Here is a 24901-nt window from a genome sequence, read left to right as displayed (position 1 = left end):
TGAACCGCTGCTTGGCATGGCGAGTCTCCAACGCGTGCTAGGCTGATGGGGATGAAACAAAATTAAAGGAGGAAACAAAACAATGGCATTATCACAAGAACGCAAAAACGAACTAATTCAGGAGTATAGAACACACGAGTCCGATACAGGATCTCCAGAAGTGCAAATTGCTGTACTGACTGAACAAATCAACACGCTGAATGATCATTTACGCACACATAAAAAAGACCACCATTCACGTCGCGGTCTATTAAAAATGGTCGGCCGTCGCCGTAACTTGCTTTCATACCTTCGTAATAAGGATGTTGCACGCTACCGCGAGTTGATCCAAAAACTCGGTTTGCGCCGATAATTCACAAAAAGCGGGATTTTTCCCGCTTTTTTGTTAGGAAAAAAATATGATGTTAAAATAAAAAGAGGTGCAACTATATGGAGCAAGGAAAACAAACATTTTCCATCGAATGGGCAGGGCGTGAGCTAACTGTCGAAGTAGGACAAATTGCTAAGCAAGCCAATGGTTCAGCGCTAATACGCTACGGGGATACCGTTGTATTGAGCAGTGCAACAGCCTCAAAAGAACCAAAAGCAGTTGATTTCTTTCCGTTGACTGTGAACTATGAAGAACGTCTTTACGCTGCCGGTAAAATACCAGGCGGATTTATTAAACGTGAAGGCCGTCCGAGTGAAAAAGCGACACTTGCGAGCCGTCTCATTGATCGCCCAATCCGTCCGCTTTTCCCTGAAGGTTTCCGCAATGAAATTCAAGTCATCAGTATTGTCATGAGTGTCGATCAAAATTGTTCTTCTGAAATAGCGGCGATGTTCGCTTCTTCTCTTGCACTATCTGTATCCGATATTCCGTTTGAAGGTCCAATTGCGGGGGTACAGGTTGGACGCATTAATGGTGAATTTATTATTAATCCTTCGGTTGAACAGGCAGAAGAGAGTGATATCGATTTAACAGTTGCCGGTACGAAAGAAGCGATCAATATGGTTGAAGCGGGTGCAGATGAAGTACCTGAAGAAGTGATGCTTGAAGCGATCATGTTTGGCCACGAAGAAATAAAACGTCTTATCGCTTTCCAAGAAGAAATTGTCGCAAAATGCGGCAAGGAAAAACGCGAAGTTGTTCTCTATGAAAATGATCAAGAACTTGAAGCGAAAATCCGCACAATGTGTGAGAACGACATGATTCAAGCCATTCAAACAGTTGAAAAACATGCGCGCGACGAAGAGATTAAAAAAGTGAAAGACGCTGTGAAAGCATCACTTGAAGAAGAAGGCGAAGAAGAATCGATCAGGGAAGCGTCTGAAATTTTGGACAAAATCGTGAAAGAAGAAGTGCGCCGTTTAATTACTGTTGAAAAAATCCGTCCAGATGGCCGTAAAATCAATGAAATTCGTCCGCTTGCATCGGAAACAGCTTTGCTTCCACGGACACACGGTTCTGCCATGTTTACGCGAGGACAAACGCAAGTGCTCAGCATTGCAACTCTTGGCGCGCTCGGTGACGTTCAAATATTGGATGGACTTGGCGTAGAAGAATCAAAACGATTTATGCATCATTACAATTTCCCTTCTTTCAGCGTCGGGGAAACGCGTCCGCTTCGTGCTCCTGGACGCCGTGAAATTGGTCACGGTGCACTTGGAGAACGTGCGCTATATCCGATTATTCCCGATGAAAAAGATTTCCCTTACACGATTCGTGTCGTGTCAGAAGTGCTTGAGTCAAATGGTTCCTCTTCACAGGCGAGCATTTGTGCAAGCACAATGGCTATGATGGATGCAGGTGTACCAATTAAAGCACCGGTTGCCGGTATTGCAATGGGTCTTGTTAAGTCAGGTGAACATTATACTGTCCTCTCTGACATTCAAGGTATGGAAGATCACCTTGGCGACATGGACTTTAAAGTAGCGGGTACGGCAAAAGGGATAACAGCCCTTCAAATGGACATTAAAATTGATGGCTTAAGCCGTCAAATTTTAGAAGAAGCATTGCAGCAGGCAAAAGAAGGCAGAATGCATATTTTAGAGCATATGCTGTCTGTAATCGATACGCCTCGTGTTGAATTGTCTGCGTATGCACCGAAAATTATGACCATGACGATTAATCCAGATAAAATCCGTGATGTTATTGGACCGAGTGGTAAACAAATCAATAAAATCATTGAAGAAACGGGCGTCAAAATCGATATTGAACAAGATGGAACAGTCTTTATTTCATCGATCAATCAAGAAGATAATGAGCGTGCGAAAAAAATCATTGAAGATATTGTTCGTGAAGTCCAAGTAGGCGAACTTTACATGGGGAAAGTAAAACGAATTGAGAAATTTGGTACATTCGTTGAATTGTTTAAAGGAAAAGATGGGCTTGTCCACATTTCTGAATTGGCAGAAGAACGTGTCGGTAAAGTAGAGGATGTCGTGAAAATAGGCGATCAATTCCTTGTAAAAGTGATCGGTGTTGATAATCAAGGCCGTGTCAATGTGTCGCGTAAAGCTGTTTTGAAAGAGCAAAGAGAAAAAGAAGAAGCGTCAAAACAATCATAATTATAAAGAAAGCGTCGATCTCTTTTGAAGAGCGGCGTTTTTTTATGGAATAAATGTGTGAGCTGTGATAATGTTGGTTATTGATAGAACGAAATAGGCACCTAGATGAAACAGATAGTAGGAGGAATAGATTACGTTGATAAAACGATTTACATGCGATAATGGTGTGACAATTGTAACAGAAGAAATTTCAACTGTCCGCTCAGCTGCCATTGGAATCTGGATTGCGACTGGCTCGCGAGATGAGTCATCTCAACTAAATGGTGTATCCCATTTTATTGAACATATGTTTTTTAAAGGAACGAAAAACTTAAGTGCAAAAGAGATTGCTGAAAGTTTTGACAGTATTGGAGGACAAGTAAATGCCTTTACGTCAAAAGAATACACATGTTATTACGCGAAAGTACTTGATAATCATGCGGATCATGCACTAAGTGTACTGGCCGATATGTTTTTTAATTCAACATTTGCGGAAGAAGAAATGGAAAAAGAGAAAAATGTAATATACGAAGAAATTAAAATGTATGAAGATGCACCGGACGATATCGTCCATGATTTATTGAGCAGTGCGTCATACGGTAATCATCCGCTCGGTCTGCCAATTTTAGGTACAGAAGAAACACTATCTTCTTTTACACGTGATACATTGAAAGAATATATATATAACATGTATACACCAGAGCGGGTTGTTATTTCCATCGCTGGTAATATTGATGAAGAGATCGTCCGTAAAGCAGAGGCACTTTTTGGTTCGTATACAGGGGGCAAGGCAGCTGAACTCCAAGCAGTCTCTCATTTTTATTACGAGAAAAAAGCGCGTTCAAAAGAAACAGAACAGGCGCATTTATGTCTCGGTTATGAAGGTATTCCAATCGGAGATGAAAATATTTACAATTTAATTGTGATGAACAATATTATCGGTGGTAGCATGTCAAGTCGTTTGTTCCAAGAGGTACGGGAAGAACGGGGTCTTGCGTATTCTGTTTATTCGTACCATTCATCTTATAAAGATACGGGTCTAATTACCTTTTACGGTGGAACCGGTGCCGAGCAGCTTGATGAATTATATGAAACGATTCAAAATTCGATTCATCTTGTAAAAAAGGAAGGCTTGACGGAAAAAGAATTATACAACAGTAAAGAACAGCTCAAAGGCAGTTTAATGTTAAGTTTGGAAAGTACGAATAGCCGGATGAGCCGCAACGGGAAAAATGAACTTCTTTTAAAACATCACCGTTCATTGGATGAGATTGTCTCACTCATTGATGGCGTGACAAAAGAACGTGTCGATGAACTCGCGAAACAATTATTTGATAAACCATTTTCTGCATCATTAGTCAGCCCGGACGGCAAATGGCCGAAAACAGCTACCAATTGAATCCGCTTTTTGCGGGTTCTTTTTTTATCCATAGTAAAATGGCACAGCAAAATAAACAGTTCATACAATAAAAAGAATACGTCAAAGATGGAGGAGATGAAGATGAACGCTGTTTTGTTTGGCGGCGATGCAAGACAATTGGAAATAAGCCGTATTCTTGTTCAGCACGGATATGACGTATGCATGATTGGGTTTGAACAAATAGAGATCATTGATGATAATGTTAAAAAAATAAAAACGGATGATTTGCATGATCTGCCCATCGATTTATTCGTTTTGCCTGTATCAGGTGTGAAGAAAAATGGAGAAGTTGATGCTTCTTTTGCAAACGAACCGCTTTTTTTTACAAAAGAAATCGCAGACAAAATACCAGAATCGTGTGCAGTTATGAGTGGTATAAAAACAGCTGCGCTCAAACAAATGATACAACGTGAAGTCACTTTTTTATTTGAACGTGAAGATGCAGCGATTCACAATTCTATTCCAACTGCTGAAGGAACACTTATGATCGCCATGCAGCAAACACCATTTACCATTCACCAATCAAAGGTTGTGGTGGTGGGGTTCGGGCGCGTTGGGATGACGACAGCACGTCTCTTTCATCAAGTCGGAGCAATTGTATCAACAGCTGTGAGAGAAACAGGTAAATTTGCCCGTGCATCAGAAATGGGGCTTGATCCGTTTTATATGGAGGAATTGCACACTCAGGCGGGTCAGGCAGATATCGTAATTAATACAGTACCGGCCCTTTTATTGACGGATGAAGTGATTCGGCAGATGAAAAAGACAGCGATCATTATCGATCTTGCTTCAATGCCGGGAGGAACAGATTTCAAAGCAGCAGAGGCAGCTGGTATTCAAGCCATTCATGCGCTCGGTCTGCCGGGGAAAACGGCGCCGGAAACAGCAGGTAAAATACTTGGGCAGGTCATTGTTAATGCTGCCCGTGAATGGAAAATGGAAAGGGGACTGTAAACAGTGGAATCGCCTTTAGCAGGACGTCGAATAGGCTTTGGATTGACAGGGTCTCACTGCACATTTGAAGAGGTAGTGCCGGTTGTGAAAAAATTAGTCGAGCTTGGAGCACATGTCGTTCCCGTAGCGACGGCCACTGTTCAAAAAGAAGCGAGCCGTTTCGGTTCAGCAGGTGAATGGCTGCAAAAAATAGAGGAAGAAGCGGGTCGGAAAGCGATTGTAACGATTCAAGATGCAGAACCACTTGGACCAAAGGAACCGCTGGACTGCATGGTTATTGCACCGATGACAGGCAGTTCCCTTAGCAGATTTGCCAATGCGAATACGGATTCAGCGGTTCTAATGGCTGCGAAAGCGACACTTCGAAACGGTGGACCGGTCGTTGTGGCAGTTTCGACAAACGATGGACTTGGCTTGAATAGCCATAATATTGCTAAGTTGTTAACCACTAAAAACATTTATTTCGTTCCGTTTGGACAGGATGATCCAGTAAAAAAACCAAACTCGCTCGTTGCTAAAATGGATCTCGTACCAGAAACAGTTGCCGCTGCCATCAATCATCGTCAAATTCAGCCACTGCTAAGATAAAATACATGCAAATCTCCCCCAAAAAAACGGTCTTTTTTGCGAACAAATGATTTTCTTCTTTTATTCATCCTTTATTGTGTTAAAATAATGCTATTAAAAGTATCGAAATACTTTTTCACTATTTGCTATTATTCGACAACGTATTTTATACGTAAAATGAATTACTTATTCTGGAAGGGGAAGATTTACATGAGTAACAAAGGTTTTCACGTAGCCGTCGTTGGTGCGACGGGAGCGGTCGGACAACAAATGCTAAAAACACTGGAAGAGCGCAATTTTCCACTGAAGTCATTGACGCTGCTTTCATCCGCCCGTTCAGCGGGAAAAACCGTTTCTTTTAGAGGCGAAGACGTAACGGTACAGGAAGCGAAACCGGAAAGCTTTGATGGAATCGATATCGCGTTGTTTTCAGCAGGCGGAAGTGTGTCAAAAGAGCTCGCTCCTGAAGCAGCAAAACGCGGCGCTGTTGTTATTGATAATACAAGCGCATTCCGAATGGATCCGGAAGTTCCACTTGTTGTACCAGAAGTAAATAAAGAAGATTTGCGCGACCATAAAGGAATCATTGCCAATCCAAATTGCTCGACGATTCAAATGCTTGTGGCACTTGAGCCAATTCGTGCAGCATACGGATTGAAAAAAGTTATTGTGTCAACGTATCAGGCAGTATCAGGCGCAGGTGCACAGGCGGTAGAAGAACTTTATAGCCAGACAAAAGCGATTATTAACAACGAATCATTTGAACCGAAAATTTTACCGGTAGGCAGTGATAAAAAACATTATCAAATCGCATTCAATGCCATTCCGCAAATTGATAAATTTGAAGACAATGGCTTTACATTTGAAGAAATGAAAATGATTAATGAAACGAAAAAAATTATGCACTTAGATAGTCTGCCTGTTGCAGCGACTTGTGTACGTTTGCCTGTCGCAATAGGCCATTCAGAGTCCCTTTATTTTGAAACGGAAAAAGGTGCACTTACAGCAGCAGATATACAAAATTTATTGAAAGATGCACCAGGTATCGTCCTTCAAGATAATCCGGCAGAACAAGTATATCCAATGCCGGCAGACTGTGTTGGAAAAAACGACGTGTTTGTTGGACGCATCCGTAAAGATCTTGATGCAGACAACGGTTTCCATATGTGGGTTGTTTCTGATAACTTGTTAAAAGGAGCAGCTTGGAATTCTGTACAGATTGCTGAAACATTGATTGACATGGAGATTGTCAAAGAACAATAAAGTGAAACTTCATTCAGCAGGGGCCACCAGGGACCTGCTGAATGAAGGGCAAAACTCAGATAAAAAGCGCCGCGTCCTGCGGCAATACCTGAGTGACCGGGCTTCACACAGGCTCGGAACCAATCGGGCGTTTGCGGACAGTTAACCTAACCTCTTTCATCAATTATTCTTTTCGATGATTGAAAGAGCGAAAGGTTTACTGTCCGTTAATGCGGGATAAACGGCCGCCATTCTTCATGAAAAGGCCAGGTGTTCAATATGAAAATCATCATTCAGAAATTTGGCGGTACGTCTGTTCGCGATGAACAGTCAAGGCTCAGTGCCCTCAACCACGTACAGCGTGCCGTTCGCGAAGGATATAAAGTCGTTGTCGTTGTGTCTGCTATGGGCCGAAAAGGCGATCCATATTCAACGGATACGTTATTAACGCTGGCAGGCGGCGGGGAAAGTATGCTGACCAGAAGGGAAACCGATCTTCTTTTATCCACTGGCGAACTGATCTCTAGTTTGGTGTTCTCCAACATGTTGAAGGAAAATGGACTTCAATCAACGGCGTTGACAGGCGGACAGGCGGGATTTGTTACGGATCATGACCACATGAATGCCAAAATTATTGAAATGAATTGCGCACGCCTGTTAAAAGAGTTGGAAATGAACGATGTGATCGTCGTGGCCGGTTTTCAAGGTACTTCAAAATTTGGTGAAGTGACGACGCTTGGGCGGGGAGGCAGTGACACATCTGCAGCTGCTTTAGGTGCTGCAGTCCATGCTGAATTCATCGATATCTTTACAGACGTGAATGGTATTATGACAGCAGACCCTCGTATTGTGCAACATGCACGGCCGCTTTCTATCGTAACATATACAGAAGTATGTAACATGGCGTATCAAGGAGCAAAGGTCATTCACCCGCGCGCAGTGGAGATTGCGATGCAGGCGAAAGTACCGCTTCGGATTCGATCGACCTATTCAGAAGAACTGGGTACACTCGTTACTTCCCGATCGGATGAACATCAAGGCTTTGATATGCACGATCGTCCTGTAACGGGCATTGCTCATGTAACAGACATTACCCGTATTAGAGTTCAGACAACAGATCAGTCCCGTATTTTTCAGCTGATGGCGGCTGAAGGTATAAGCGTTGATTTTATTAATATATCAGAAGACCGTGTCACATACACCGTGACAGATGAAAATGCCAATCGTGCACAGCAAAAGCTTATCGATAATGGGTATAAACCGATTATGGAACCGGATTGTGCGAAAGTATCTGTCGTCGGCGCAGGCATGACAGGTGTACCAGGTGTAACCTCTAAAATCGTCACAGCTTTATCAGAAAAAGATATTAACATTATGCAATCAGCTGACAGCTATACGACGATCTGGGTACTTGTAAAAGAAGATCAGATGCCGGCTGCTGTTAACGCACTGCATGATACGTTCTTACTTCAAAACAACCAATCAACAGGCTGAATAGTATTAGGAGGCCAGGAATACAGGAGGCGAATGCATATGGTTACTTTCGGCCGGTTGTCAACGGCGATCGTTACGCCGTTTGATTCAAAAGGAAACATTGATTTCAATAAAACAACCCAACTGATTGAATATTTAATTCAAAATGGAACGGACTCGCTCGTTGTAGCAGGAACGACTGGTGAATCACCGACGCTTACAGCAGAAGAAAAAATCGCACTTTTCCGTCATACGGTAAAAGTAGCGGCCGGGCGTATTCCGGTTATTGCCGGTACAGGCAGCAACAATACGAAGACATCCATTGAATTAACAAAAAAAGCGGAAGCAGAAGGCGTCGACGCCATTATGCTCGTTGCTCCATATTACAATAAACCGAATCAAGAAGGACTTTTTCAGCATTTTAAAACCATTGCTGAATCGACAAATCTCCCGGTTATGATCTATAATATTCCAGGACGCTCATCGATTTTAATCGAACCGAAAACAACAATCCGTCTTGCTAATGAAGTACCAAATATTGTAGCGACAAAAGAAGCAAGCGGCAGTATCGATATTATTACGGAAATTATTGCGGATACAGCAGATGATTTTCTAGTCTACAGTGGTGATGATGGCTTGACACTTCCTGTTTTGTCTGTCGGGGGTGCAGGTATCGTTTCAGTGGCGTCGCACGTAGCGGGGAATGAAATGAAGAAAATGATCAATGCGTTTTATGCAGGAGACGTCCAAACAGCTGCTAAAATACATCAAGCGCTTCTTCCTCTTTTCCGTGGATTGTTTGCCGCACCAAATCCGGTGCCGGTTAAGACTGCATTACAGTTAAAAGGACTGGATGTCGGAGGCGTTCGCTTGCCGCTCATTCCACTGACAGAAGAAGAGCGGACAGCATTATCGACATTGCTTTAAAAGGTGGGCCGGTTTTTGCAGAATCATTCTGCGGAAGCCGGCTTTTCCTTTTGTATATAGATTGTATTGGCTTTACTTTTCTTCATCGATTATAATAGACGTAACGTGTAGATCGGGTTTGTTAAATGTTTAGGAGGAACTAATAGTGAGCAAGAAAACAAATGAATTAATTAAAGTTATTCCACTCGGCGGAGTTGGAGAGATCGGTAAAAACATGACGGTTGTGGAAGTAGATCGCGATATTTTTGTGATTGATTCAGGGCTCATGTTTCCAGAAAATGAAATGCTCGGGATTGATATCGTTATTCCTGACATTACGTATTTAGAAGAAAATAAAGAGCGGGTTAAAGGAATCTTTTTAACACATGGACATGAAGATTCGCTTGGATCACTCGGATATGTATTGAAAAAAGTGAAAGCGCCTGTATATGGGACGAAATTGACACTAGCGCTTGCAAAAATGCGTCTTCGTGAAGAAAATGTAAAAGAAGATGTAAAGTTCTATACGGTACATTCTGAATCACGCCTTCGTTTTGATCATGCCGAAGTCACATTTTTCCGCACGACGCACAGCATTCCGGATTCAGTCGGTGTGGCCATTCATACATCTGAAGGGGCGATTGTTCATACAGGTGAATTTAAATTTGACCAGAGTGCGAAAGGCCATTACGCACCGGATATCGGTAAAATGGCGACACTCGGCAAAAATGGTGTGTTTGCCCTATTATCTGACTCAACAGAAGCAGAGCGTCCGGGGAATACGACTTCAGAAGCAGTAGTTGCGGCGCAGTTGTCTGATGCGTTTCATTCGGCAAGCGGGCGTATTATCGTTTCGTTGTTTGCATCAAACTTAATTCGCATGCAACAAGTATTTGATACAGCTTATGAACATGGTCGTAAAGTGGCGGTCAGCGGCAAAAGTATTCAGCGTGTGAATGACATTGCGGTTCGGCTTGGCTATCTGCAGGTTGAAGACGACATCTTAATTAATTTAAATGAAATTAGCAAATATCCAGATCACCAAGTTGTTATTCTTGCGACAGGTGTACAGGGTGAACCAATTGAAGCTCTGCAAAAAATGGCCAAAGGGACAAACCGTCATGTGAAAATTAAAGAAGGCGATATGGTCATCATTACTGCAACGCCGTCTGCTGGCCTTGAAATTCTTTTGGCAAAAACAGTAAACTTACTGTACCGTGCAGGCGCAAATGTATTAACAGGCAATCGTCGTGTTCACGTATCTGGCCATGGCTCACAGGAAGATTTGAAATTTATGTTGAACTTAATGCAGCCAAAATATTTCATACCGATTCAGGGTGAATACCGCATGTTAAAATCACATGCTAAATTGGCGGAAATGACCGGTGTGCCGCGTGAAAATATTTATATCCCTGAAAAGGGTGACGTCATTGAATTTAAAGAGGGCAAGATGCGTCCAGCTGGAAGAGTAACAGCCGGTAATGTTCTTATTGACGGGATCGGTGTTGGTGACGTCGGCAATATTGTTCTTCGAGACAGAAAATTACTTTCTCAGGATGGAATTTTCACTGTTGTCATTACATTGAGTAAAAAGCAGAAAAAAATTGTCGCCGGTCCGGAAATTATTTCACGCGGATTTATATACGTTCGTGAATCAGAAAAATTAATTGATGAGTCTGTGAAGCTTGTGACGAATATTGTTGAAAAAAATTTGGCCGGTGAGTCGTTTGAATGGTCTGGTATTAAACAGGACATTCGCGATCAATTAAATTCATTCTTACATGAAAAAACGAAGCGGCGTCCAATGATTCTGCCGATTATCATGGAAGTCTAATCGCTCGTATGTTCGTTTTAATTAAATATGATATAATTGGAAAGCAGCCCATATTTGGCTGCTTTCGATTATTTAAAGAACAAAAATAAGGGTGATTGAAATGGCACAAAAGAAACGAAAAAAACCGGTACGCCGGACAAATAAAGAAAAAGAAAGAGTGCAATCATTAAAGCTTCAAGGAGCGGGTGCGTTTATATTCGCAATCTGCATGGTTGGAATCGTTGGCACAGGAATAATAGGCAAAATTGTTACACAAGCCGCTTCTTTTTTCTTTGGCAGTCTTTATATAATGGGATTAATAGGTCTTGCTGCAATGGCGCTTTACATGATGGTCAAACGGCAGCGTCCTCCTTTGTGGAAACGAAGCATTTCCGGCGTTTTATTGATCATCGCAAGTGTTCTCGTTTTTCTGCATATACGCTTGTTTGACACTCCAATAGACGAAACAAATTATATAGCTGAAACATGGCTTTTGTATAAAGAGAGCATTATGTATAATGAAGCAGCCGATATTGGCGGCGGTATGATTGGCGGTACACTGTTTACCTTATTTTACTTTTTGTTTGGCCGTCCAGGGACATGGGTTTTTGCCTTATTGCTTTTCCTTTCTGGTGTTTTGATGATTGGAGGCAAACCGCTTATCCAAAAAATATCGCATAGTGTTGTATTATTTGGTGAAAAACTGAAGCAGTTGTGGCAAGGATCGCATGAACGCATGGACGAAAGAAGAGAAGAGAAAAGCCGTTTCTATATAGAATCGGAGGCCTCAAAAGAAATCAATCAGTCTGAAACGGATTTCCATGCAGCTGTAAGCGAGCCGGAGCCGGTCATTTCTAGCTTTGTTGAAAAAGCGTATAATGGTGAGCTGTCTGCTTCTCAAAAGTCCGTACAGGAAAATGAACTGGAAGAATCTGTATTATCATTTACAGAAGAAGAAAACAAAGAATATAAATTACCGCCGGCTTCGATTTTGAAACAGCCTCAGCAAGTAGACCAGAGTAATGAAAAAAAACGCATTCAAAAAAATGCCCAAAAGTTGGAAAAAACATTTCAAAGTTTTGGCGTCAAAGCAAAAGTAACACAGGTGCATCTTGGTCCGGCGGTTACAAAATACGAAGTGCATCCCGATACAGGTGTGAAAGTGAGCAAAATTGTCAGTTTAACAGACGACTTGGCGCTGGCACTTGCCGCAAAAGATATCAGGATGGAAGCGCCGATTCCAGGGAAATCTGCGATCGGCATTGAAGTACCAAATGCCGAAGTCGCCATGGTCAGTTTCCGGGAAGTCATTGAGGCAAAACAAAATGAAAAACCTGACTCGAAATTGCACGTGGCACTCGGTCGTGATATTACAGGTGAAGCAATCGGAGCGGAATTGAATAAAATGCCGCATTTACTCGTGGCAGGTGCGACTGGAAGTGGGAAAAGTGTATGCATTAACGGCATTATTACAAGTATTTTAATGCGCGCAAAACCACATGAAGTCAAAATGATGATGATTGACCCTAAGATGGTGGAATTAAACGTGTATAATGGTGTGCCGCATCTATTGGCACCTGTTGTAACTGATCCAAAAAAAGCGTCTCAAGCATTGAAAAAAGTAGTTGGAGAGATGGAACGACGGTATGATTTATTTTCCCATACAGGTACACGTAACATTGAAGGCTACAATGGACATGTGGCAAAACATAATATAGAAACTGGTGAAAAACAGCCGCATTTGCCGTATATTGTGGTCATTGTTGATGAGCTCGCAGATTTAATGATGGTAGCATCAAATGATGTGGAAGATTCAATTATCCGGCTTGCCCAAATGGCACGTGCTGCTGGTATTCATCTCATTATCGCGACGCAGCGTCCATCTGTAGACGTTATTACGGGAATCATTAAAGCAAACATTCCATCACGTATTGCTTTTTCAGTATCATCAGCCATCGATTCGCGAACGATTCTTGATATGGGTGGGGCAGAGAAGCTGCTTGGCCGCGGCGATATGCTGTTTTATCCAACAGGTGCCGTGAAACCGGTCCGCGTGCAAGGTGCCTTTTTATCGGATGAAGAAGTAGAAGATATTGTTGACTTTGTTATTTCCCAGCAAAAAGCGCAGTACCAAGAGGAAATGATTCCCGAGGACATCCCAGAAACGATGACTCAATCAGAAGATGAGTTATACGACGATGCGGTACAGCTCATATCTGAAATGCAGACAGCGTCTGTTTCGATGCTGCAGCGCCGTTTCCGGATCGGCTATAGCCGGGCAGCACGTTTAATTGATGAAATGGAAATGCGCGGTATTATAGGTCCTTATGAAGGAAGTAAGCCGCGTACTGTGCTTATTCCAAAACCTTCTGATGAAATGGTCTGAAAAGAACAGTTTCATTTACAAGAAGCAAGCAGTTTTATGACGAATATTGTCTTTTCAAGTAGGGAAAGAAATGATATATTATGGGTAAATTAACGTAAATGTTAAACTTCAGAGGTCTGATGTCTGAAAGAAAAGGTGGTGAAAACCCGTGTCCATTAAACAGGATAACCGGCCTTTATATTTACAAGTAATTGACCGATTAAAAAAGGATATTGAAAAAGGTATTTATAAAGAAAAAGAAAAGCTTCCTTCTGAATTTGAGTTGGCTAAACAGCTTGGTGTAAGCCGGGCCACGCTTCGTGAAGCACTTCGTATACTTGAAGAAGAAAGTGTCATTATTAGGCGCCACGGTGTTGGCACATTTGTTCATTCAAAACCGCTTTTTATGTCTGGGATTGAACAGTTAAATAGCGTGACAGATATGATTGTTAACGCCAGGATGGAACCAGGCACTATTTTTCTTTCATCTAACGTACAGCAGGCAACTGAAGAGGATGCCCACCGCTTTTTATGTCCGGCAGATAAGGAATTAATGGTGATTGAACGAGTAAGAACAGCCAATGGTGAACCGGTTGTTTATTGTATTGACAAAATACCTATCGATCTTTTTCCAAGACATTTTGACGCGGGTCATGAATCTCTATTTACACTATTTGACGAACAGGAAACGGGTCCAATTACTCATGCGGTTACGAATATTAAGCCATTCGGCTGGCATGAAAAAATATCACCGATTTTACAATGTGAACCTGAAACGGCGATGCTTGCACTGGAGCAGCTGCATTATACGGAAAGTGAACTGCCTGTTTTATATTCGGTCAACTTTTTTCGTGCAGACAAGTTTAGTTTCCACGTTTTACGCAGACGGATGTAAGAACGATGGCTTTCTTAGCAGTTGCATAAAGTTTTACCGTTCCGGATTCATGTATTCTGGACGCTGGTATAGTAAAAGAAAGCGTGTCCCATTGTGGTGGACGCGTTTTTTGCGTTTTAAATGTTCTTTGTATGGATAAAATGTTTTTAATCATGCGTTTAGTCGCATCAAATTCTTTTTCATTTTATGAATGCTCCTGTATAGTGAAGATATACTAGTAAAAGCTATGTAGAAGTTCGATTAGGGGAGGAAATATAATGGAAGAAACACGTGAGCAATCGTTTAATCAATCTGGATGTAACGTCCATGTGATTGAAACAGAAAAATATAAAACGAATACAGTTATCGTTAAAATGAGAGCACCTCTTGAGCAGGATAAGATTACGATGCGCGCTCTTTTGCCGCACGTCTTGCAGTCGGGAACGGAAAATGCACCATCAGCGACAGCTTTCCGTTCAGTACTTGATGAATTGTATGGTGCTCATTTTTTTGCTGATTCCGCAAAAAGAGGCAATGAACATGTCTTGACATTTACGATTGATGTAGCAAATGAAAAGTTTTTGCATGGGGAAAGTAATTTGTTTGATCAAGCGCTTACAATTATGTCTGATGTGTTATTTCGTCCATACTTACAAGAAAGTGCTTTCTCTGAACAGACGATGAAACAAGAAAAAAGAAGCTTACAGCAGCGTATTCGCTCCATTTATGATGATAAAACGCGTTATGCGTCAATGAAACTTGTGGAAGAAATGTATAAAGGAGATTCGTATGCATTGCCGGCAGGCGGCCTTTTAAAAGAAGTGGAGCCGATTACAGCCGTGTCACTCTATGATTATTATAAGAAAACATTGGCGGAAGATATGATCGATATTTTTGTGATCGGTAATGTGAAGGCTGCGGATGCGGCTGCAAAGATTGAGTCACATTTGCCATTTAAAAAACGAAAAGCGATCTTAAAAGAAAATCACCATTCTCACAAAACAGAAGAGGTACGTGTCATTCATGAAACACAGGATATTAATCAAGGTAAATTAAATATCGGCTGCCGGACGAGCATTACGTATGCCGATCCACAATTTACGGCGATGCAAGTGTTTAATGGTGTATTTGGCGGATTTGCACATTCAAAATTGTTTATGAACGTGCGCGAAAAAGAGAGTCTAGCGTATTATGCAGCAAGCCGTTTCGACAGTCATAAAGGTTTTTTAATGATGCTGGCTGGTATTGATCAAAAAAATTATGATAAAACGGTGCAAATTATGAACGAGCAGTTGGATGAAGTCAAAAATGGGCATATTTCAGATTTAGAAATGGATCAGACGAAAGCACTGTTAAAAAACCAGCTGCAGGAATCAGCGGATACAGCACGTGGCATGGTGGAAGTGCTGTATAACAATATCGCAGCTGGCGTTGATCGTCCGATTGGTAAATGGATTGAGGAGATTGACGCAGTCACGAAAGAAGAGGTATCTGCGGTGGCGAAAACAGTTGTTGTCGATACAGTGTACTTTTTGTCAGGTAAGGAGGAAGCATGATGAAGAAAACAAATTTTGATCAAATGAATGAAACGGTTTATCATGAACAGATGGAAAATGGCTTGAACGCGTATATTTTGCCAAAAGCAGGTTTTAATAAAACATATGTAACGTTTACGACAAATTACGGATCAATTGATAACGATTTCATACCAGAAGGAGAAACAGACTTTTTGCACGTACCAGACGGCATCGCTCATTTTCTTGAGCATAAAATGTTTGAAAAAGAAGATGGCGATGTGTTCCAGAAGTTTAGCAGCCAAGGGGCATCGGCCAATGCATTCACGTCTTTTACACGGACAGCTTACTTATTTTCTGCAACGTCAAACATAAAAGAAAATACCGAGACGTTGCTTGATTTTGTGCAGGCACCTTATTTTACGGAGCAAACAGTGGAAAAAGAAAAAGGAATCATAGGACAGGAAATTCGGATGTATGACGACAATCCCGATTGGCGTGTCTATTTCGGTTTGATCGAAAATTTATACAAACACCATCCAGTAAAAATTGATATTGCGGGTACGGTTGAATCGATTGCAGACATTACGAAAGATTATTTATATACATGTTACGAAACATTTTATCATCCAGCGAATATGTCTCTTTTTATCGTTGGGCCGGTTGATCCAGATGAAATGATGAGTCTTGTACGCCAAAATCAGTCGGGTAAAACATTTGCTGAACCGAAGTCAGTCGAGCGCCGTTTTCCGAATGAGCCGGCGCAATCTGCTGAAAAGCATCGTGCCATCCATATGAGTGTAAACACGCCAAAATGTGAAGTTGGATTGAAGATGCCAGCTTCCCTTAAAACAGGAACAGAGAAGTTAAAAGAAGAGTTGGCGGCAGGGCTGCTGCTTGAAATTTTGTTTGGCAAAAGTGCTGCATTTTACGAAAAATCTTACAGTGAAGGGCTCATTGATGATACGTTCGGATTCGATTATACAGGCGAACGTGGATTTAGCTTTGCACTTGTCGGCGGTGATACAGATGAGCCGGAAAAATTGGCGGAACGTATTAAAGCACAATTGCTTGAAGCAAAAGACGGGAAAAATATTACGGACGAATCATTCAATAGAGCACGCAAGAAAAAAATTGGAGCGCAGCTGCGGGCCTTTAATTCACCAGAATATATTGCCAATCAATTTACACGGTATCAATTTAACGGGTTAAATTTATTTGAAACAGTGCCTGTGCTTGAAACAATGGCGATAGAAGATGTTATAGGCCTGGCAGAAAAGATGATTCAAGAAGAAAGCTTCTCATCTTGCTTTATTTTGCCAAAAGAAACAGCCTAATGCAAAAAAAAGCATTGATTACCGGTGCCTCGGGCGGCATCGGTTCGGCTATTGCGCTTAAACTAGCGGAAGATGGATGGGGTGTATACATTCACTTCAGCCGAAATGAAAAGTCAGCTGATTATCTTGCCGCCCAGATTCGTGAAAACGAAGGCGAAGCAGTTGTCATTCAGGCGGATTTAACGAAGCGTGAAGAGGTTGAATCGCTTGTTACAGCTACTTCTGACGTGACAGCTGTTTTATTCGCGGCCGGGATGAGTCAATATGGCATGCTCCAAGATGTAACAGACGAGGAGATGGACGAACTGTGGCGTGTTCATCTGAAAGCACCGATGATGATCTCACGTGCACTGATTCCAACTTTAATTCACCAAAATAACGCATCCATTACGTTTATTTCGTCTATTTGGGGCGAAACGGGTGCTTCTTGTGAAACTGTTTATTCAGCTGTAAAAGGAGCTCAGATTGCTTTTGCAAAAGCATTGGCGAAGGAACTTGGTCCTTCCGGTGTACGTGTGAACTCGATTGCACCAGGCGCCGTACAGACGGCAATGAATAGCGGATTTTCGATAGATGAACAGGAAGAAATTGCTTTGGCTATTCCGCTTGGCCGTTTTGCAGAGCCGGAAGAAATTGCCGGGGTGGCTGCGTTCTTGCTGTCACCTGCTGCTAGTTATATTACCGGCCACACGTTGTCAGTGAACGGCGGTTGGTACGCATAATTTTAAAACGTTCAGAACATACTACGAATGATTCCACTTTTAAAGGAGGCTTTCTTAATATGTCTGTACTTGATAATTGGCAGGATTGGAAGCGGTTTTTAGGAAATAAAATGGATAATGCAGTGGTTAAAGGTATTCCAGAAGAAGTAATTAACAAGCTTGCACTTGAAGTTGGTGATTATCTACATTCGAATGTAGATCCAAAAAATGAACAGGAACGTGTACTGTCGGATTTATGGTCGGTTGCCGATGAAAATGAACAAAAAGCATTGGCCAGATGCATGATGAAGCTCGTTCAAAAATAACCATTTTTCAAACCCTTCTTGAGTATACCCGCTCAAGGAGGGTTTTCTTTTCACTTCTGCTTTTAAAAATACATAATATCATTTATTATAGTAAACAGATGCAAAATATCAGGAGTATGCCCACTGGAGGAATTCGATGGTGAAAAAAGAGTGGTATCTTGAATATAGAATAAAAAAGAACCGCCCAGGCCTGCTTGGTGATATTTCTTCTTTGCTCGGTATGCTGTCAATTAATATCGTTACCATCAACGGCGTCGATGACAAAAGCCGTGGGCTATTAATGCGGGCGGAAAGTGAAGACCAGATTAAGCGGCTCGAGTCGATTTTAATGACAATGGATACAATTGACATTATCAAGCTGCGAGAGCCAAAATTGCGCGATCGGATGGCTGTGCGTCATGGAAGATATATCGAGCGTGATGAAGACGACCGTAAAACGTTTCGTTTTATTCGCAGTGAGCTTGGACTTCTCGTCGACTTTATGGCAGAATTGTATAAAATGGAAGGGCACCGGCTAATCGGAATTCGTGGGATGCCACGCGTCGGAAAAACGGAATCGATTGTGGCAGCGAGTGTTTGTGCAAACAAAAAATGGTTATTCATGTCTTCTACAATGATTAAGCAAACGGTACGCGAACAACTTTTGCGTGATGAATACAATTCAAACAACATTTTTATTCTAGATGGTGTTATTTCCGCAAAACGGGCTGGTGAAAAACATTGGCAGCTCGTCAGGGAAGTCATGCAGCTTTCAGCAGTAAAAGTAGTTGAGCACCCGGACGTATTCGCTGCAAACAGTGATTATTCACTCGATGATTTTGACTATATTATTGAGCTTCGGAATGAACCGGATGAAGAAATTACGTATGAAGCAGTAGAAAAAAACAACCTGTTTCAGGATTCGAACTTTGGTGGTTTTAACTTTTAATATTGGAAGGTGTTACGGGTGACAGAATTAGGGAAGAAATTAAAGGAAGAGCGGGAGTCAAAAGGAATGTCGCTGTTAGATGTTCAAGAATTAACAAAGATTCAAAAACGGTATCTCGCTGGCATTGAAGAAGGAAATTATGATATCATGCCAGGCAAATTTTACGTGCGTGCATTTATTAAGCAATATGCAGAAGCGATCGGCCTAAACGCAGATGAACTGTTTGAAGAATTTAAAGGTGAAATACCGTCTTCTAAAGAAGATGAAGTGCCGCTTCGTCCGACTGCTTCTGGACAAACAACAAGTGTCGATACGTCGAAACGAGTTCGTGGTTCATCAAAATTGTTAGAGTATTTACCGAAAATTTTAGTGACAGCAATTATTATTGGCGGTGTCTTCCTCGTCTGGATGATTATCCCGAAAGGCGGTTCGGAAAGTGAACCAACTGTTGATCAAGAAGTACAAGTTCAGGAAGATCCGTCAGTAGAAACAGAGAAGCCTGTTGTTGAGGAGTCTCCTGTAGAAAACCCCGTAGTAGAAGAACCGCCAGCACCTGTTCAAACACTGTCTGCTGTCTCAACGAGCGGAAGAAAAACAGCATATGAATTGGCTGGAGCCGAGTCGTTTGAGGTAGCCGTATCATCAAAGGGCGAAACGTGGATTGAGCTGGCAGATGGCAGCGGTAAAAAATATTATAGCGGTATGCTTGCAAACGGACAGACTCAAACCCATAACTTAACGGGACAGACAGAAGCACATATCGTTGTTGGATTTGCACCTGATACCGTTATTACGGTGAACGGCGAAGCACTTGTATATAAGCTGCCAGCAGCAGATCAAGTACGGCAAGATATCGTCATTCGCTTAAAAGCACAATAACGGTCGTTTCTTGGAGGGAACTGTTTTGAATTTACCGAATAAAATTACTATCTCACGCATTCTCATGATTCCAGTATTCATTCTCATTATGGTCGTTGACTTCGGATGGGGAGTAGTTAACGTATTGGGAACGGACATGCCGATTGAACATTTAGTCGGAGCGCTTTTATTCATTGTTGCATCAACGACAGATTGGATTGACGGCTATATTGCAAGGAAATACAATCTCATCACCAATTTTGGGAAGTTTTTAGACCCGCTCGCTGATAAATTGCTTGTTTCAGCGGCACTTATTATTTTAGTAGAATTGAATTTTGCCTCGTCGTGGATCGTTATTGCGATCATCAGCCGTGAGTTTGCGGTGACTGGTCTAAGGCTTATTTTGGCAGGAACAGGTGAAGTCGTCGCAGCGAATACCCTCGGTAAAATTAAAACGTGGACGCAAATTGTGGCGATTGCCGTTTTATTGCTTCACAATGCACCATTTGAGAGCATAGGGATTCCATTTGGAAACATTATGCTTTGGATCGCCCTTTTCTTTACGATGTGGTCTGGCTGGGATTATTTTAAATTAAATAAAGCTGTGTTTAAAAACTCGAAATAATAGATAGGTGCCTTTGGAAAACTCCACAGGTACCTTTTTCAAACTTAGGAGCGAATACATATGAATGCGGAAATTATTGCAGTGGGATCTGAATTATTGTTAGGACAAATTACAAATACGAATGCACGCTTTCTTTCGCAGCACCTTGCTGAAATAGGTGTCAATATATACTATCACACGGTTGTTGGTGATAATGAAGAGCGGCTTAAAGAAGCGGTAAAACTAGCACAATCCCGTGCGGACTTAATTATTTTCTCCGGAGGTCTCGGTCCAACAAAAGATGATTTAACAAAAGAGACGATCGCCAGGATGCTTGGTACCACACTCGAATATAACGAAGAGGCGCTTGTCAGTATTCAAACCTATTTTGACAAAACAGGCCGTGTGATGACGGAAAACAATAAAAAGCAGGCGCTCGTCATTAAAGAGAGTACAGTGTTGAAAAATGACAATGGCATGGCCCCAGGTATGTTTGCAAAAGCCGATGGGAAATATTACGTACTGCTCCCGGGACCACCGCGCGAAATGCAACCGATGTTTTTAAACTATGGACGGCCTGAGATTTTAAATGTCATAGAAAAAGTAGAGCGGATTGAATCGCGTGTACTGCGCTTTTTTGGCATTGGTGAATCAACACTTGAATCGGACATTGACGATATTTTAATGAAACAAACAAACCCGACGATTGCACCGCTTGCTGGGGATGGTGAAGTAACACTCCGCATCACTGCTAAACATGAATCATCGGCCGAAGCATTTCGGATGATACAGCAGGCCGAAGATGAAATTTTAGGAAGGGTTGGACAATACTTTTATGGATATGATGAAACCACCATTGCAGCGGAACTAGCAGATCAATTGAAAGAAAAAAAGTTAACCATTGCGGCTGCTGAAAGTTTAACAGGTGGATTGTTCCTGGGAGAATTGACCGCTATTCCAGGCATGAGTGCTCATATTAAAGGCGGCATTGTCTGTTATACAAATGAATTGAAAAAACAAGTTCTTGGCGTGAAAAGTGAGACGTTATCGAAATACGGTGCGGTCAGTAGTAAATGCGCTAAAGAACTTGCCGAAAATGTACGAAACTTATGCGGATCGGACATAGGCATTAGTTTTACTGGTGTTGCAGGACCTGGTGTACTCGAAGGGCATGAACCGGGAACTGTTTTTTTGGCCATTGCAGTAGAAGGACACGAAACAATTGTTCATCCGTTAAAAATGGCGGGAAGCCGTGAGAGTGTTCGAAAACGCACAGTGAAATACGGTTGTCATTATTTGCTTCAGGCATTTGATGAAATATTTTGATAACGAATTGACGGCGAACTTGAAGAATCGGTATACTTATAGAGATTGAAAAAGAGGAGGAACGATAGATGACGAGAGAACAGTGGCAGCCTGAAACGAATTTATTGCATGGTGGACAATACCCGGATCCGGTAACAGGAGCTCGTGCTGTACCGATTTATGAAACGACATCCTATGTTTTTCAAGACACGGATCATGCACGTGCATTATTTGCACTTGAACAGGCTGGCAATATATATACACGCATTACGAACCCGACGGTTGATGTGTTTGAAAAACGGGTTGCACTTCTCGAAGGCGGTGCGGCAGCTGTAGCATTGTCATCTGGCATGGCAGCGATTTCATTTGCAATTATGAACATAGCTCATGCAGGAGATGAAATTGTGGCAGATGTAAACCTTTACGGTGGTACATACAATTTATTTGCCAATACGTTACCAAAGTATGGAATTCAGGTCAAGTTTGTTGATTTAACTGATCCGGAAAATATCAGTAAGGCGATTACACCGAAAACAAAAGCTGTTTTCGCTGAAATTATTGGTAATCCATCGTTGAATGTACTGGATGTCGAAAAAACAGCAGAAATCGCTCATGAAAATGGAATCCCATTAATTGTAGACAACACATTTGCTTCTCCATACGGTTCTCAGCCGATTAAATGGGGCGCAGACATTGTCGTTCACTCGGCGACGAAATGGATTAGCGGCCATGGAACGGTCATTGGCGGTATTGTGGTCGACAGCGGGACGTTTAACTGGAATACGGATAAGTTCCCAGGATTTACAACACCTGATGAGTCGTATAATGGGTTAAAGTATGCAGATATTGAAGGTCCAGCATTTGCAGTAAAGCTGCGGGTTCAGTTGTTGCGCGACTTCGGTCCAGCACTTAGTGCAAACAGTGCCTTTTTGCTTTTGCAAGGGCTGGAAACATTGCATCTTCGTATTCAGCGTCATCATGAAAATACGCAGGAAATCATTGCATTCTTAAAAGGTCATCCGGGTGTTGAATGGGTTTCTCATCCATCATTAGGTGATCATCCATCTCATGAACTGGCACAAAAGTATTTAAATGGCACGTTTGGTTCGATTGTCATATTCGGGATTAAAGGCGGCCGGGATGCTGGTAAAAAAGCGATTGATTCGGTTGAATTATGGTCGCATGTGGCGAATGTAGGGGATGGCAAGTCATTGATCATTCATCCGGCATCGACGACGCACCAGCAGCTTAGTGCGGAAGAGATGAAAAAGTCAGGTGTAACAGAAGAATTGATTCGTCTATCTATCGGACTTGAATCGCCTAAAGACTTAATTGCAGACTTAAAACAAGCAATTGAAAAAGGAACGGGAATTAACTCATAATTTGATCGGCGCGCCATCACGTCTGGGCGCGCTTTTTTTGTAGATGTTATGTTACACTTTGAACTACCCCCACTTAGCTAACGCTTGAAGTGGGGGATTCCTGCGAACACGAGTGTATCCACCCGTTATCTTAGCAGGCTCACTCCGTAGTCCCTACGGTTAGAAGTTACTTGTACGTTGACTCGCCACGCTCCCTACTTTCGCTTGGTTTTCGCCACTTCGGTGAGCGTGGGACGATAGAACGTTGAAGATTTTACGTTGTAGACGAATTCCCTACAACAACCTTATATCTTCAGTTTTCAAAGAGCCATCTGTACAAGCACATGATAGCAAATATTTTGGCTATCGCCAACCGACATTCCTCTCCCACCTACTCACTGGGCTACACCCTTCACGTTCCTTGAGGAAGGAGTGTTCTGTCGGAAAAAGATCAAAGTCCGTCGTCCCTGGGTGTGCTTTAAGAAAACCCTTCTATTACTCTTCTGCTTCTTCTCAGAATCTCTACTCATCGTGACATCTCATCCCTAATTGAAAGCAGGTGGAAACAAACGAATAAATGTTCGTTTTTTGCTTGTAATTCACTTTTAAATACGGTATAGTTATGACAGGTTATTACACAACCAAAAAAACAGCTGTTCCCACTATAGATTAAGAGATTTACGAGGAGGAATTTTATGACGAATGACCGCCAAGCTGCCTTAGATATGGCGCTAAAACAAATTGAAAAACAATTCGGTAAAGGTTCTATCATGAAACTTGGAGAGCAGGCAGAGCGTCGCATATCAACAATGCCAAGTGGTTCTCTAGCACTTGATGCGGCACTTGGAGTAGGAGGATATCCTCGCGGACGCATAGTGGAAATTTATGGACCTGAAAGCTCAGGTAAAACAACGGTCGCTCTTCACGCGATTGCAGAAGTCCAGGCAAAAGGCGGACAGGCCGCTTTTATTGACGCAGAGCATGCGCTTGATCCCGTCTATGCCCAAAAGCTTGGCGTTAATATTGACGAATTACTTTTATCACAGCCGGATACTGGTGAGCAGGCGCTTGAAATTGCGGAAGCACTCGTACGAAGCGGTGCCGTTGATATTATTGTTATTGACTCTGTTGCGGCACTTGTGCCAAAAGCGGAAATTGAAGGCGAAATGGGTGACTCCCACGTAGGTTTACAAGCCCGTCTCATGTCGCAGGCACTCCGTAAGCTGTCCGGCGCTATCAATAAATCAAATACAATTGCTATTTTTATTAACCAGATTCGTGAAAAGGTCGGGATCATGTTCGGAAATCCAGAAGTAACACCGGGCGGCCGTGCGCTCAAATTTTATAGCTCTGTACGTCTCGAAGTAAGACGTGCCGAAGCATTGAAACAGGGCAATGATATCGTGGGAAATAAAACGAAAATTAAAATTGTTAAAAATAAGGTGGCACCTCCATTCCGTGTAGCGGAAGTGGATATTATGTACGGAGAAGGCATTTCGCGTGAAGGTGAAATTATTGATCTTGGTTCCGATGAAGATATAATTCAAAAAAGTGGTGCCTGGTACTCGTACAATGAAGAGCGTCTTGGACAGGGCCGTGAAAACGCGAAGCAATTTTTGAAAGAAAATCCAGAACTGCGCCATGAAATTATGATGAAAATCCGTGAGCGCTATGGACTAGATCAAATCTCTGCGCAGCCGGTAGAGGATGGAAATGATCAAGATATACCGCTTCAAGATCCCTTGCTTTTTGAAGAAGAATAAATTTTAAACAGGAGGGCTACCTCCTGTTTTTTATTTAAAACCATCTCATTGCCTATATAAT

Annotated in this window: 21 protein-coding genes; all 21 read left to right on the top strand. The window is 42.1% G+C overall.

All coding sequences use genetic code 11. From position 1 onward, the window contains the following. Window positions 1–82 precede the first annotated feature (82 nt). Window positions 83–352, top strand: coding sequence for a 30S ribosomal protein S15 (gene rpsO / locus BLL40_RS05785; protein ID WP_018392393.1), 270 nt, complete (start codon window positions 83–85; stop codon window positions 350–352). 77 nt (window positions 353–429) lie between these two features. Continuing rightward, the gene (gene pnp / locus BLL40_RS05780) at window positions 430–2550 is read left to right on the top strand and encodes a polyribonucleotide nucleotidyltransferase (RefSeq protein ID WP_073710971.1); all 2121 of its coding nucleotides are present in this window, start codon (window positions 430–432) and stop codon (window positions 2548–2550) included. A 136-nt stretch (window positions 2551–2686) separates the two neighbouring features. Continuing rightward, window positions 2687–3928: a M16 family metallopeptidase gene (locus tag BLL40_RS05775; protein WP_073710970.1), complete on the top strand. Its 1242-nt coding sequence runs from the start codon at window positions 2687–2689 to the stop codon at window positions 3926–3928. A 102-nt stretch (window positions 3929–4030) separates the two neighbouring features. Continuing rightward, the gene (dpsA, locus tag BLL40_RS05770) at window positions 4031–4903 is read left to right on the top strand and encodes a dipicolinate synthase subunit DpsA (protein WP_159434200.1); all 873 of its coding nucleotides are present in this window, start codon (window positions 4031–4033) and stop codon (window positions 4901–4903) included. A gap of 3 nt (window positions 4904–4906) precedes the next feature. After that, window positions 4907–5491, top strand: a complete 585-nt coding sequence (locus BLL40_RS05765) for a dipicolinate synthase subunit B (RefSeq protein WP_073710968.1) — start codon at window positions 4907–4909, stop codon at window positions 5489–5491. A 189-nt stretch (window positions 5492–5680) separates the two neighbouring features. Continuing rightward, on the top strand, window positions 5681–6733 hold the full coding sequence (gene asd / locus BLL40_RS05760) for an aspartate-semialdehyde dehydrogenase (protein ID WP_073710967.1): 1053 nt from the start codon (window positions 5681–5683) through the stop codon (window positions 6731–6733). Between the two features lie 258 nt (window positions 6734–6991). Then, entirely contained in the window at window positions 6992–8206 is a 1215-nt protein-coding gene (dapG, locus tag BLL40_RS05755; RefSeq protein WP_073710966.1) for an aspartate kinase, read from the top strand. Window positions 8207–8245: 39 nt separating this feature from the next. Next, entirely contained in the window at window positions 8246–9112 is an 867-nt protein-coding gene (dapA, locus tag BLL40_RS05750) for a 4-hydroxy-tetrahydrodipicolinate synthase (protein WP_073710965.1), read from the top strand. A gap of 145 nt (window positions 9113–9257) precedes the next feature. Beyond that, window positions 9258–10925 carry a ribonuclease J gene (locus tag BLL40_RS05745; RefSeq protein ID WP_073710964.1) on the top strand — a complete coding sequence of 556 codons (1668 nt, stop codon included), beginning with the start codon at window positions 9258–9260 and terminating at the stop codon, window positions 10923–10925. Between the two features lie 100 nt (window positions 10926–11025). Further along, window positions 11026–13290 (top strand): DNA translocase FtsK, encoded by a 2265-nt coding sequence (locus BLL40_RS05740; RefSeq protein ID WP_073710963.1) that lies wholly within the window; start codon window positions 11026–11028, stop codon window positions 13288–13290. A 148-nt stretch (window positions 13291–13438) separates the two neighbouring features. Next, window positions 13439–14164: a GntR family transcriptional regulator gene (locus tag BLL40_RS05735; protein ID WP_073710962.1), complete on the top strand. Its 726-nt coding sequence runs from the start codon at window positions 13439–13441 to the stop codon at window positions 14162–14164. Window positions 14165–14421: 257 nt separating this feature from the next. Beyond that, window positions 14422–15699, top strand: a complete 1278-nt coding sequence (gene yfmF / locus BLL40_RS05730) for an EF-P 5-aminopentanol modification-associated protein YfmF (protein ID WP_073710961.1) — start codon at window positions 14422–14424, stop codon at window positions 15697–15699. Next, window positions 15699–16994 carry an EF-P 5-aminopentanol modification-associated protein YfmH gene (gene yfmH / locus BLL40_RS05725; RefSeq protein ID WP_073710960.1) on the top strand — a complete coding sequence of 432 codons (1296 nt, stop codon included), beginning with the start codon at window positions 15699–15701 and terminating at the stop codon, window positions 16992–16994. Before yfmF ends, yfmH begins: the two co-directional genes overlap by 1 nt. Continuing rightward, complete coding sequence (ymfI, locus tag BLL40_RS05720) at window positions 16994–17716, top strand: elongation factor P 5-aminopentanone reductase (protein WP_073710959.1); 723 nt, start codon at window positions 16994–16996, stop codon at window positions 17714–17716. Before yfmH ends, ymfI begins: the two co-directional genes overlap by 1 nt. Window positions 17717–17775: 59 nt before the next feature. Continuing rightward, window positions 17776–18021 carry a DUF3243 domain-containing protein gene (locus BLL40_RS05715; RefSeq protein WP_018392407.1) on the top strand — a complete coding sequence of 82 codons (246 nt, stop codon included), beginning with the start codon at window positions 17776–17778 and terminating at the stop codon, window positions 18019–18021. A 136-nt stretch (window positions 18022–18157) separates the two neighbouring features. Beyond that, the gene (locus BLL40_RS05710; RefSeq protein ID WP_073710958.1) at window positions 18158–18949 is read left to right on the top strand and encodes a YmfK family protein; all 792 of its coding nucleotides are present in this window, start codon (window positions 18158–18160) and stop codon (window positions 18947–18949) included. An 18-nt stretch (window positions 18950–18967) separates the two neighbouring features. After that, a complete protein-coding gene (locus BLL40_RS05705; protein ID WP_073710957.1) occupies window positions 18968–19828 on the top strand; it encodes a helix-turn-helix domain-containing protein in 861 nt (286 codons plus the stop codon). Window positions 19829–19853: 25 nt separating this feature from the next. Then, window positions 19854–20432: a CDP-diacylglycerol--glycerol-3-phosphate 3-phosphatidyltransferase gene (gene pgsA, locus BLL40_RS05700; RefSeq protein WP_073710956.1), complete on the top strand. Its 579-nt coding sequence runs from the start codon at window positions 19854–19856 to the stop codon at window positions 20430–20432. Window positions 20433–20492: 60 nt separating this feature from the next. Further along, the gene (locus tag BLL40_RS05695) at window positions 20493–21737 is read left to right on the top strand and encodes a competence/damage-inducible protein A (RefSeq protein ID WP_073710955.1); all 1245 of its coding nucleotides are present in this window, start codon (window positions 20493–20495) and stop codon (window positions 21735–21737) included. Window positions 21738–21805: 68 nt separating this feature from the next. Next, on the top strand, window positions 21806–23098 hold the full coding sequence (locus tag BLL40_RS05690) for an O-acetylhomoserine aminocarboxypropyltransferase/cysteine synthase family protein (RefSeq protein ID WP_073710954.1): 1293 nt from the start codon (window positions 21806–21808) through the stop codon (window positions 23096–23098). 674 nt (window positions 23099–23772) lie between these two features. Next, a complete protein-coding gene (recA, locus tag BLL40_RS05680) occupies window positions 23773–24840 on the top strand; it encodes a recombinase RecA (RefSeq protein WP_073710953.1) in 1068 nt (355 codons plus the stop codon). Window positions 24841–24901 lie beyond the last annotated feature (61 nt).

Source organism: Domibacillus mangrovi (assembly GCF_001906925.1).
Lineage (GTDB): Bacteria > Bacillota > Bacilli > Bacillales > Domibacillaceae > Domibacillus > Domibacillus mangrovi.
This window is presented reverse-complemented; position numbering and strand designations above follow the sequence as displayed.